Raw genomic sequence first — 12,010 nt, 5'->3', positions numbered from 1 at the left:
TCAGCATGGACCACCGTCTCAGCCCCGAGCTGGAGGAACTGCGCCGCACGGTCGAGGCGTTCGCGCACGACGTGGTGGCGCCGAAGATCGGCGACTTCTACGAGCGGCACGAGTTCCCCTACGAGATAGTCCGCGAGATGGGCCGCATGGGCCTGTTCGGGCTGCCGTTCCCGGAGGAGTACGGCGGCATGGGCGGCGACTACCTGGCCCTCGGCGTCGCCCTGGAGGAGCTGGCCCGCGTCGACTCGTCGGTGGCCATCACCCTGGAGGCGGGGGTGTCGCTGGGCGCCATGCCGATCCACCTGTTCGGCACCGAGGAGCAGAAGCGCGCGTGGCTGCCCCGGCTGTGCGCGGGCGAGATCCTGGGCGCGTTCGGCCTGACCGAGCCGGACGGCGGCAGCGACGCGGCGGCCACCCGCACCACCGCCCGCCTGGACCCGGACACGGACGAGTGGGTCATCAACGGCACGAAGTGCTTCATCACCAACTCCGGCACGGACATCACGGGTTTGGTGACGGTCACCGCGGTCACCGGCCGCAAGCCGGACGGCAGGCCCCGGATCTCGGCGATCATCGTCCCGTCCGGCACACCGGGCTTCACGGTGGCGGCGCCCTACTCCAAGGTCGGCTGGAACGCCTCCGACACCCGTGAGCTGTCCTTCCAGGACGTCCGGGTGCCGGCCGCCAACCTGCTCGGCGAGGAGGGCCGCGGCTACGCCCAGTTCCTGCGCATCCTGGACGAGGGCCGCATCGCCATCGCCGCGCTGGCCACCGGCCTGGCGCAGGGCTGTGTGGACGAGTCGGTGAAGTACGCGAAGGAGCGCCACGCCTTCGGCCGGCCGATCGGCGCCAACCAGGCCATCCAGTTCAAGATCGCCGACATGGAGATGAAGGCGTACACGGCCCGCCTGGCCTGGCGGGACGCCGCAGCGCGGCTGGTGGCCGGCGAACCCTTCAAGAAGCAGGCCGCCCTGGCCAAGCTGCACTCCTCCACGGTCGCCGTGGACAACGCCCGCGACGCCACGCAGATCCACGGCGGCTACGGCTTCATGAACGAGTACCCGGTGGCCCGCATGTGGCGCGACGCGAAGATCCTGGAGATCGGCGAGGGCACGAGCGAGGTCCAGCGCATGCTCATCGCGCGGGAGTTGGGACTGGCGGGCTGAGCCGGCCGGGCCGAGGGGCCGGGGCGACGGGGACGGCGACGGCCGCTGCCGCCGGGTCCCGGGCCCCGTCCCCGGACGGGGCCCGCCCCCTGGACATTACGTGAGGTTAGGCTAACCTACCTTCGAACTTGTCCGGCGGGCGTCCCGCCCCGTTCGAAAGCAGTCATACCCATGCCCCATGCCCGTGCCACCCACCTCACTCGCCGCGGTCTGCTCGCCGCCGGCGGCGCCCTCGGACTCGGCGCCGCGCTCACCGCCTGCGGGGACGACAAGGGCGCCGACAGCGGCTCCGGCGGGGGCGACGGGAAGGCGGCCGGCAGGTCCGGTCCCTGGTCCTTCCAGGACGACCGCGGCACCAAGGTGAAGCTGGACCGGATCCCGGCGAACATCGTCGCCTTCACCGGGGTCGCCGCCGCGCTGTACGACTACGGCATCCAGGTCAAGGGCGTCTTCGGCCCCACCAGGACCACCGCCGGCAAGCCCGATGTCCAGGCCGGCGACATGGACGTCAGCAAGGTGACGGTCCTCGGCAACGCCTGGGGCCAGTTCAGCATCGAGAAGTACGCCTCCCTCGCCCCGGACGTGCTCATCACGACGATGTTCGACGACGCCGGCACCCTCTGGTACGTCCCCGAGGAGTCGAAGAAGAAGATCGCCCAACTGGCCCCCAGCATCGGCCTCTCCGTCTACGACCGCCCGCTCACCCAGCCCCTGCAGCGCGTGTGGGACCTCGCCGAGTCGCTGGGCGCGGACATGAAGGCCGCCGAGGTCACCGGCGCCAAGAAGCGGTTCGAGGAAGCCGCCGCCCGGCTGCGCGCGGCCGCCAAGGCCAAGCCCGACCTCAAGGTGATGGTGGGCAGCGCCAGCGACCAGCTGTTCTACGTCTCCGGCAGCAACCTCTCGGTCGACCTGGAGTACTTCAAGTCCCTCGGCGTGAACTTCGTGGAGCCCCCGGAGAGCGCCAAGAAGCAGGGCGGAGGCTGGTACGAGTCGCTCAGCTGGGAGAACGTCGACAAGTACCGGGCCGACATCATCATGATGGACGACCGCTCCTCGGCCATCCAGCCCGCCGACATCAAAAAGGCCACCTGGAAGAAGCTGCCCGCGGTGAAGGCCGGGCAGGTCATCGCCCGTTCCCCGGAGCCGATCCTGTCGTACGACAAGTGCGTGCCGCTGCTGACGAATCTGGCCGAGGCCCTGGAGAAGGCCAAGAAGGTCGGCTGACCTCCGGCGGGCCCGCCGAGGGCCCGCCGGCGATGCCCTGAACCCCATCCCCGGGAGCCACAGATGACGACGGCCGTAGCCGCCCCGTTCCGGTTCTTCGCCCTGCAGGTCGTACGGACCAGGCGGCTCGGCCCGTCCCTGGTGCGGGTCACCTTCACCGGTCCCGATCTGCACGCCTTCCGCTCCGACGGCCGGGACCAGTCCCTGTCCCTGTTCCTGCCGCACCCCGGCCAGCGCGAGCCGGTCGTCCCGCTGGAACTGGGCGACGGCTGGTGGCAGGGCTGGCGCGAACTGCCCGAGGACGTACGGGCCGTGATGCGTTCGTACACCCTGCGGGCGCTGCGGAGCGACGCGTGGGGGCGGACGGCGGAGATCGACATCGACTTCGCCCTGCACGGCATCGGGCCCGGCGCGCCCACGCCCGCCGGTCCGGCCTCCCGCTGGGCGGCGCGGGCCGGCGCCGGGGACCGCGTCCTGCTGCTGGGGCCGGCGGTCGCCGACAACCGCGCGATCCGCTTCCGCCCGCCCGAGGACACCGGTCTCGTCGTCCTGTGCGGCGACGAGACCGCCGTGCCCGCGGCGACCGCCGTGCTGGAGTCGCTGCCCGCGGGCGCGCGCGCCCGGGCGTGGCTGGAGGTGCCGCACGCCGGGGACGTCCAGGAGGTGCACACCCGGGCGGACGCGGAGATCACCTGGCTGGTGCGGCACGACGGGTCCCCCCGGGCCGCCGAGGCGGTACGGGAGGCCGAACTGCCGCCGGCCGAGCGGCCGTACGTGTGGCTCGCCGGCGAGTCCGGGCAGGTGAAGGCGCTGCGGCGGCACTTCGTCGGCGAGCGCGGGGTGGACCGGCGGCGTATCACCTTCGTCGGTTACTGGCGGCAGGGGATGACGGAGGAGCAGCTCCGGGCGGCCGGATGACCCCGCCGCACGTGACGCCGGTCACGGACGGACATGCCCCACACCGATCAACTTAGGTTAGGCTAACCTAAGTTGATGTTCCGCCACGGACCGTCCCCACGGAGGACCCCCCATGCGCTCGCACCTGCTCAATGGCCTCACCGCGGAGCACTACCGCCGCTCCGTGACCGAAGGAGTGGAGCGGGTGGCGGCCAGACTCGCCACCACCGACCGTCCGTTCACCGGCGTCACCGTGGACGCCCTGGCCCCCCGCATCGACGCCATCGACCTCGACCGCCCGCTGGGCGACACCGCCGCCGTCCTGGACGAGCTGGAGGACGTCTACCTCCGGGACGCCGTCTACTTCCACCACCCCCGCTACCTCGCCCACCTCAACTGCCCGGTCGTCATCCCGGCGGTGCTCGGCGAGGCCGTGCTCTCCGCCGTCAACTCCTCCCTCGACACCTGGGACCAGTCGGCCGGCGGCACCCTCATCGAGCGCAGACTCGTCGACTGGACGGCCGCCCGCATCGGCCTCGGCCCGGCCGCCGACGGCGTCTTCACCTCCGGCGGCACCCAGTCCAACCTCCAGGCCCTGCTGCTGGCGCGGGAGGAGGCCAAGTGCGACACGCCCGCCCGGCTGCGCGTCCTCACCTCCGAGGCCGGCCACTTCAGCGTCAGCAAGGCCGCGACGCTGCTCGGCCTGGGACCGGACGCCGTGGTCACCGTCCCCGTCGACCGCGACAAGCGCATGCAGACGGTCGCGCTCGCCCACGAGCTGGAGCGCTGCGCGAAGGACGGCCTGGTCCCCATGGCCGTCGTCGCCACCGCCGGCACCACCGACTTCGGCTCCATCGACCCGCTGCCCAAGATCGCGGAGCTGTGCGCCCGGTACGGCGTCTGGATGCACGTCGACGCCGCGTACGGCTGCGGGCTGCTCGCCTCCCTCCGCCACCGGGACCGCCTCGCCGGCATCGAGCGCGCCGACTCGGTCACCGTCGACTACCACAAGTCCTTCTTCCAGCCGGTGAGCTCGTCCGCCGTGCTGGTGCGGGACGCGGCCACCCTGCGGCACGCCACCTACCACGCGGACTACCTCAACCCGCGCCGCATGGTGCGGGAACGCATCCCCAACCAGGTCGACAAGTCCCTGCAGACCACCCGCCGCTTCGACGCGCTGAAACTGTGGATGACCCTGCGGACCATGGGCGCGGACGGCATCGGACAGCTCTTCGACGAGGTCTGCGACCTGGCGCAGGAGGGCTGGGAGCTGCTGGCGGCCGACCCGCGCTTCGACGTCGTCGTCCGGCCGGCCCTGTCCACCCTCGTCTTCCGCTACGTCCCGGCGGCCGTCACCGACCCGGCCGAGATCGACCGCGCCAACCTGCACGCCCGCAAGGCGCTGTTCGCCTCCGGGGACGCCGTGGTCGCGGGCACCAAGGTCGCCGGCCGCCACTACCTGAAGTTCACCCTCCTCAACCCCGAGACCACGACGGCCGACATCGCCGCCGTCCTCGACCTGATCGCCGGCCACGCCGAGCAGTACCTGGGAGAGTCCCTTGACCGCGCGTCCTGAAGCCCACGGCACCGTCCACGACTTCGTGGGGATCGGGCTCGGCCCGTTCAACCTCGGCCTGGCCTGCCTCACCGAGCCCATCGCCGAACTGGACGGCGTCTTCCTGGAGTCCAAGCCCGACTTCGAGTGGCACGCCGGCATGTTCCTGGACGGGGCGCACCTGCAGACCCCGTTCCTGTCGGACCTGGTCACCCTGGCCGACCCGACGTCGCCGTACTCCTTCCTCAACTACCTGAAGGAGAAGGGCAGACTGTACTCGTTCTACATCCGCGAGAACTTCTACCCCCTGCGCGTCGAGTACGACGACTACTGCCGCTGGGCCGCCCACCAGCTGAGCAGCGTCCGCTTCGGCGCCACGGTCACCGAGGTGACCTACGAGGACGGGCTGTACGCCGTCCGCACCGGGGCCGGGGACACCTACCGCGCCCGGCACCTGGTGCTCGGCACCGGCACGGTCCCCTACGTCCCGCCCGCGTGCCGGGGGCTCGCCGGCGACTTCCTGCACACCTCCCAGTACGTGCCGCGCAAGGCGGAACTGCTGGAGAAGAAGTCCATCACCGTCGTCGGCAGCGGCCAGAGCGCGGCCGAGATCTACCACGAGCTGCTCGGTGAGATCGACGTCCGCGGCTACCAGCTGAACTGGGTGACCCGCTCCCCCAGGTTCTTCCCGCTGGAGTACACCAAACTGACCCTGGAGATGACGTCCCCGGACTACGTCGACTACTTCCGGGCCCTGCCCGAGGAGACCCGCTACCGGCTGGAGAAGCAGCAGAAGGGCCTGTTCAAGGGCATCAACTCGGACCTGATCGACTCGATCTTCGACCTGCTCTACCAGAAGAACGTCACCGGCGGCGGCCGTCCGCTGCCCACCCGCCTGCTCACCAACTCCACCCTGCGCACGGCCTCCTACGAGGACGGCGTGTACACGCTCGGCTTCCGGCAGGACGAGCAGGGCAAGGACTTCGAGATCCGCACCGAGGGCCTGGTGCTGGCCACCGGCTACCACTACAGTCCGCCGGACTTCCTCGCCCCGGTCCGCGACCGCCTGCGCTTCGACGGCCGCGGCCGCTTCGACGTCGCCCGCAACTACGCCGTCGACGTCACCGGCCGCGGCGTCTTCCTGCAGAACGCCGGCGTCCACACGCACAGCGTCACCAGCCCCGACCTGGGCATGGGCGCGTACCGGAACGCGTACATCATCCGTGAGCTGCTCGGCACGGAGTACTACCCGGTCGAGAAGACCATCGCCTTCCAGGAGTTCGCCGTATGACCTTCACCTTCCGCACCGTCGACCCCCTGAAGGACGCAGAGTTGCTGCACTCCTGGGTCACCCACCCCAAGGCCGCCTTCTGGATGATGCAGGACGCGAAGCTGGAGGACGTCGAGCGGGCCTACATGGACATCGCGGCGGACGAGCACCACCACGCGCTGTTCGGGCTGCGCGGCGAGACCCCCGTCTTCCTGATGGAGAAGTACGACCCCGCGCACCGCGAGCTGACCGGGCTGTACGAGGCGCGGCCCGGGGACGTCGGCATGCACTTCCTGGTGCCGGCGACCGACACGCCCGTGCACGGCTTCACCCGGTCCGTCATCACCGCCGTGCTGGCACACCTCTTCGAGGACCCCGCCGTGCAGCGGGTCGTCGTCGAGCCGGACGTGCGCAACACGGCCGTGCACGCGCTGAACGCCGCCGTCGGCTTCGTGCCGGAGCGGGAGATCCGCACACCGCACAAGCGGGCGCTGCTCAGCTTCTGCACGCGCGAGCGGTTCGAGGAGGCGGTGGCCGCGTGAACCCCGCCGACAGCGTCGCCCACCTGTCCCCGGAGCGCTGGGAGACCGCCAACCGGCTGCTGGTCCGCAAGGCGCTCGCCGAGTTCGCGCACGAGCGCCTGATCACGCCCGAGGAGGACGGCGGCGCGTACGTGGTCCGCAGCGACGACGGACGCACCGCCTACCGGTTCTCCGCCGTGCGGCGGGCCCTCGACCACTGGCAGATCGACGCCGGGTCCGTCACCCGGCACCGGGAGGGCGAGCGGCTGCCCCTGGCCGCGCTGGACTTCTTCCTGGAGTTCCGGCGGTCGCTGGGGCTGAGCGAGGACATCCTGCCCGTGTACCTGGAGGAGATCTCCTCCACCCTCTCCAGCACCTGCTACAAGCTCGCCAAACCGCAGGTGACCTCCGCCGAGCTGGCCGCGAGCGGCTTCCAGGCCGTCGAGACGGGGATGACCGAGGGCCACCCGTGCTTCGTCGCGAACAACGGGCGGCTGGGTTTCGGCGTCCACGAGTACCTGTCGTACGCGCCCGAGACCGCGCACCCCGTCCGGCTGGTGTGGCTGGCCGCGCACCGCTCGCGCGCCGCGTTCACGGCGGGCGCGGGGATCGAGTACGAGTCGTTCCTGCGGCAGGAGCTGGGCGAGGACACGGTGCGCCGGTTCCGCGCCGTGCTCACCGGCCAGGGCCTCGACCCCGCCGACTACCTGTTCATCCCGGTGCACCCCTGGCAGTGGTGGAACAAGCTCAGCGTCACCTTCGCCGCCGAGGTGGCCCGCCGGCACCTGGTCTGCCTGGGCGAGGGCGACGACGAGTACCTGGCCCAGCAGTCGATCCGGACGTTCTTCAACACCAGCGACCCGCGCAAGCACTACGTCAAGACCGCCCTGTCGGTTCTCAACATGGGCTTCATGCGCGGGCTCTCGGCCGCCTACATGGAGGCGACCCCGGCCGTCAACGACTGGCTGGCCCGGCTGATCGAGAACGACCCGGTGCTGAAGGCGACGGGTCTGACGATCATCCGGGAGCGGGCGGCCGTCGGCTACCGGCACCTGGAGTACGAGCGGGCCACCGACCGCCACTCCCCGTACCGCAAGATGCTGGCCGCGCTGTGGCGGGAGAGCCCGGTGCCGTCGCTCGGGGACGGCGAGTCCCTCGCCACCATGGCCTCCCTGCTGCACGTGGACCACCGGGGCGCCTCCTTCGCGGGCGCGCTGATCGAGCGCTCCGGCCTCGCGCCCGCCGAGTGGCTGCGCCGCTACCTGCGGGCCTACTTCACCCCGCTGCTGCACAGCTTCTACGCCTACGACCTGGTGTTCATGCCGCACGGCGAGAACGTGATCCTGGTGCTGAAGGACGGGGCCGTGCAGCGGGCGGTCTACAAGGACATCGCCGAGGAGATAGCGGTGATGGACCCGGACGCGGCCCTGCCGCCGGAGGTCCGGCGCATCCGGGTCGAGGTGCCCGAGGACAAGAAGCTGCTGTCCCTGTTCACGGACGTCTTCGACTGCTTCTTCCGCTTCCTGTCGGCCCTGCTCGCCGACGAGGGCGTGCTGGCGGAGGAGGACTTCTGGCGCACGGTCGCCGAGGTCACCCGCGAGTACCAGGAGGCCAACCCCGAACTGGCCGACCGGTTCCGCCGGTACGACCTGTTCGCGCCCGAGTTCGCGCTGTCCTGCCTCAACCGGCTCCAGCTGCGGAACAACCGGCAGATGGTGGACCTCGCCGACCCGTCCGGCGCGCTCCAGCTGGCCGGGACCCTGAAGAACCCCCTCGCGGGCCTCTGACGGCCGCGGACGGCCGCGGACGGCCTCTGACGGCCGGGCCCGCGGCGGCACGGGCCGGCGGGCGCCCCGGAGCACGGTCCTCCGGGGCGCCCGCCGGCGTGTGCTCAACCCGCCGGCCAGGCCACCTGCGGGGACCGGTAGTAGGCGATGCCGAGGGCGTCCCAGCGCGGGCCCTGGGCGGCCAGCCGCACCCGGTAGGCGTCCCAGTCGTGGGCGGCCGCCGGCGACCAGCCCAGCTCGGCGGCGCCGGCGAGCCGCGGGAACGCCATGTACGCGAGGTCGGCGGACGTCTTCAGCGTCTCCGTCCACAGGGGCGCCTCGACGCCCCGGACGGCGGACGCCGGGACGCCCGGCAGGTAGGCGCCCGGATCCCAGTCGTAGGACCGCCGGACCTCCACCAGGCCCGCCCAGCTCATGCCGAGGGGGGTGCTGCGCGTGTACTTCATGTCGAGGTAGACCCGGTCGGCCGGGGACAGGATCAGCCCGGTGCCGTTCCGGGCGGCCTCGGCGACCTGCGCCTTCTCCGCGGCGCTCGTGCCGTCCAGGCCCCAGTACTGGGCGAGGGCGCCCTTGGCCGGGTGGGCGCCGGTGAGCTGGTGCCAGCCGATGACCGTCTTGCCGTACCGGGCGACGACCGGCTGCACGCGGTCCATGAACGTCACGTAGTCGGCGTGGGCGGTGGAGTGCGCCTCGTCGCCGCCGATGTGCAGGTAGCGGCCCGGGGTGAGGGCGGCCAGCTCCCGGACGACGTCGTCGACGAAGTCGTACGTCACCTTCTTGGGCACGCACAGGGAGCTGAAGCCGACGGCGGTGCCGGTGTACAGCGGGGGCGCCACGCCGTCGCAGTTGAGCTCGGCGTAGGAGGCGAGGGCCGCGTTGGTGTGGCCGGGCATGTCGATCTCGGGCACGACCTCCAGGTAGCGGGAGGCCGCGTACCGGACGATCCGCCGGTAGTCGTCCTTGGTGTAGAAGCCGCCCGGGCCGCCGCCGACCTGGGTGGAGCCGCCGTAGGAGGCCAGCCGCGGCCAGGAGTCGACGGCGATGCGCCAGCCCTGGTCGTCGCTGAGGTGCAGATGCAGCTTGTTGACCTTGTAGAGGGCCACCTGGTCGATGTAGCGCTCGACCTGGGCGACGGTGAAGAAGTGCCGGGAGACGTCCAGCATGGCGCCCCGGTAGGCGTACCGGGGGCGGTCCCGCACGGTGCCGCCGGCGATCAGCCAGGGGCCGCTCTGCACGGTCTTGCGCTCGACGGCCGCCGGGAGCAGCTGGCGGAGCGTCTGGACGCCGTGGAAGAGCCCGGCGGGGGTGCGGGCGGTGAGGGTCACGCCGCCGGCGCCGCTGTGCAGCCGGTAGCCCTCGGCGCCGAAGTCGCCGTGGGCCAGGCGGAGCCGGATGCCTCCGCGGCCGTGGTCGGTGACGGGCAGCGGATAGCCCGTGGAGGGCCGCAGGATGCCGGCGAGGTAGGCGCCGATGCGGCGGACCTCGGCGGAGCCGCCGGCGCGGATGGCGGTCGCGCGGGTGATGCGGTACGGGGTGGCGGCCGGGGTGGCCGAGGCGGGCGCCGGGACGACGCGGTCCAGCGGCGTGGGGGCGGCGGCCCGGGCCGCCGGGGCGGCGCCGAGGGTGACGACGCCGGTCGCCGCGAGCAGCATCAGGGATCCGAGGATGCGGGCCGTTCGGGGAGTCGTGCTGTGGTTCCTTCTCACATGCGCTCCCTTCGGTGTGGTCGACCGTCAGATGCGGTCGGGACCACTCTCCCGCAGATGCGGCGGGACGATCCCCGCCCGGCTCCCGCCGGGCGGAAATCATCCGGAAGGGCGGCTCCCCGGCGCCCGGCCGCGGCCGGCCGGGCCCGCCGGCACCGCGCCGCCACGGGTGCCGGCGGGCGGGCAGCCGTCCGATGCGGGGCGCTGACGGAGGCTCACTTGGCCGTGCGGGACACCGTGAAGTGGTCGATGCGGGCGCCGGTCTCGGCGATGCCCGACACCTTCAGCACGGCCTGTCGGCCCTTGGGGGCGGGGACGACGTCCACGCGCAGGAAGGAGTAGTCGAGGTAGCGCACCCGGGACCAGGCGACGGTCTCGGCGGCCTTGCCGTCCGGCGTGTTGACGAACGAGGCCACCGAGTCGGTCCTGTGCTCGTGCCCCTCGTAGGAGTCCGGGGCGGTGAAGGCGTACAGGCCGCGGCCGGCCGCGCCCGCGGTGACGTAGACCACGCCGTCGGTCTCGGGGTGGGCCGTGCCGCCGATCGGCAGCTTCCTGGCGACCCGGCCCGCCTTGATGGCGTCGGTGCGCTCGTACTGGTGGTTGTGGCCGTTGATGACGAGGTCCACCGTGTACTTCTCGAACAGCGGCACCCACTCCCGGCGCACCCCGCCCTCGGAGGCGTGGGCGGTGGAGGTGCAGTAGGCGCAGTGGTGGAAGAACACCACGATGAAGTCGACGTCCTTCGAGGCGCGGTACGTCCGCAGCCGGTTCTCCAGCCACTTCGTCTGGGTTCCGCCGGAGATGCCCAGGTTCGCCGGGATCTCGAAGGAGACGTCGTTGGCGTCGAGCGAGACGACCGCCGTGTTGCCGTAGACGAAGGAGTAGACGCCCGGCAGGTTCTCCGGGTCGGGGCCGTTGTCCGGGAGGGTCCAGCGGGCCGCCTCGCCCCCGTAGCCGTTGGGCGAGTACCAGGCCTCCATGTCGTGGTTGCCGTAGGCGGGCATCCACGGGACCTGCTTGGCGACCGACTCGGTCTGGGCGAGGAAGGAGTCCCAGGTGCGCGCGTCGAAACCGGTGTCGCCGGTCCTGCCGGCGCCGGACGGGTCGGCGTACGCGATGTCGCCGGCGTGCAGGTGGAAGGCGGGGTTCTGGCCGAGCAGCAGGCTGTTGTTGGCCAGGCCGTGGTAGCCGACGCCCTCGTCGCCGAAGGCGGTGAAGGTGAACGGCGCCTTGTGGGCGGGGGCGGTGGTGAAGGTGCCCAGGGTGCCCGCCAGATGCGGCCTGGCCGGGTCGAAGCCCTGGTGGCCGACGCCGTAGAAGTACGTCGTGCCGGGGCGCAGGCGGGTGAGCTTCGCGTGCAGGTAGTACTGGGTGTGGTCGCCGCTCGCGCCGACGCCGGCCGGGGTGTGCAGGGTGCGGACCTCGGCCTCGATCTTCCGGGAGAGGTCCCAGGGGTGGACGCCGACGCGGAGGAACGGCTTCTGCACGGCGACCGGAACCTGCCAGGAGACGGTGATCTCGGTGCGCGGGTCGCGGCCCCAGGCCAGGTGGCGGCCGAAGGGGGCGACGAGGGCGCCGTCGACCGAGGCGGCGGCCGGCGTGACGGCCGGCGCGGTGCGCCGCGCCGGCGCGTCCGCCCGGGCGGCGGCGCCCGGCACGAAGGCGCCGCCCGTGACCGTGCCCAGCGTGACGGCTCCGCCCCTGATCAGGGTGCGCCGCGAGAATCTGGCCCGCAGGTACTCGTGCTGCTCGGCCATGCTCATGCGTGCGGCCAGCTTCTCGGGTACGCCCATACGAGGAATGTCCATGGCGTCTGAAACTCGTCCGCCCGGGCGACGCGACGCGGGACGCCGGATGGACGGCGTGCGAACAGAGCCCCATGAG

The 12,010-nt window shown here is 72.0% G+C and carries 9 protein-coding genes; 7 read left to right on the top strand and 2 right to left on the bottom strand.

Going from position 1 to position 12,010, the window contains the following annotated elements; genetic code table 11:
- The first annotated feature begins 5 nt into the window (after positions 1 to 5).
- The 7 genes from ABZ261_RS07615 to ABZ261_RS07585 all read left to right on the top strand — a co-directional run bounded on the left by ABZ261_RS07615 (position 6) and on the right by ABZ261_RS07585 (position 8,420).
- Entirely contained in the window at positions 6 to 1,166 is a 1,161-nt protein-coding gene (locus ABZ261_RS07615) for an acyl-CoA dehydrogenase family protein (protein ID WP_356856351.1), read from the top strand.
- 171 nt (positions 1,167 to 1,337) lie between these two features.
- Positions 1,338 to 2,390 carry an ABC transporter substrate-binding protein gene (locus tag ABZ261_RS07610; RefSeq protein WP_356856349.1) on the top strand — a complete coding sequence of 351 codons (1,053 nt, stop codon included), beginning with the start codon at positions 1,338 to 1,340 and terminating at the stop codon, positions 2,388 to 2,390.
- Between the two features lie 63 nt (positions 2,391 to 2,453).
- A complete protein-coding gene (locus tag ABZ261_RS07605) occupies positions 2,454 to 3,308 on the top strand; it encodes a siderophore-interacting protein (protein WP_356856347.1) in 855 nt (284 codons plus the stop codon).
- Between the two features lie 112 nt (positions 3,309 to 3,420).
- The gene (gene desA, locus ABZ261_RS07600; protein WP_356856345.1) at positions 3,421 to 4,863 is read left to right on the top strand and encodes a lysine decarboxylase DesA; all 1,443 of its coding nucleotides are present in this window, start codon (positions 3,421 to 3,423) and stop codon (positions 4,861 to 4,863) included.
- Positions 4,847 to 6,133 (top strand): lysine N(6)-hydroxylase/L-ornithine N(5)-oxygenase family protein, encoded by a 1,287-nt coding sequence (locus ABZ261_RS07595; RefSeq protein WP_356856343.1) that lies wholly within the window; start codon positions 4,847 to 4,849, stop codon positions 6,131 to 6,133. The genes desA and ABZ261_RS07595 overlap by 17 nt, the downstream gene beginning before the upstream one ends.
- Positions 6,130 to 6,654, top strand: a complete 525-nt coding sequence (locus ABZ261_RS07590) for a GNAT family N-acetyltransferase (RefSeq protein ID WP_356856341.1) — start codon at positions 6,130 to 6,132, stop codon at positions 6,652 to 6,654. Before ABZ261_RS07595 ends, ABZ261_RS07590 begins: the two co-directional genes overlap by 4 nt.
- Positions 6,651 to 8,420 (top strand): IucA/IucC family siderophore biosynthesis protein, encoded by a 1,770-nt coding sequence (locus ABZ261_RS07585; RefSeq protein WP_356856339.1) that lies wholly within the window; start codon positions 6,651 to 6,653, stop codon positions 8,418 to 8,420. The genes ABZ261_RS07590 and ABZ261_RS07585 overlap by 4 nt, the downstream gene beginning before the upstream one ends.
- Positions 8,421 to 8,524: 104 nt before the next feature.
- On the opposite strand, the gene ABZ261_RS07580 is transcribed toward ABZ261_RS07585, so the two are convergent.
- Positions 8,525 to 10,072 carry a family 20 glycosylhydrolase gene (locus ABZ261_RS07580; protein ID WP_356856689.1) on the bottom strand — a complete coding sequence of 516 codons (1,548 nt, stop codon included), beginning with the start codon at positions 10,070 to 10,072 and terminating at the stop codon, positions 8,525 to 8,527.
- A 269-nt stretch (positions 10,073 to 10,341) separates the two neighbouring features.
- Positions 10,342 to 11,919, bottom strand: coding sequence for a metallophosphoesterase family protein (locus ABZ261_RS07575; protein WP_356856337.1), 1,578 nt, complete (start codon positions 11,917 to 11,919; stop codon positions 10,342 to 10,344).
- Between the last annotated feature and the right edge of the window lie 91 nt (positions 11,920 to 12,010).

The sequence above is a fragment of the Streptomyces sp. NPDC006193 genome, from assembly GCF_040613915.1.
Classification (GTDB): Bacteria; Actinomycetota; Actinomycetes; order Streptomycetales; family Streptomycetaceae; genus Streptomyces.
This window is presented reverse-complemented; position numbering and strand designations above follow the sequence as displayed.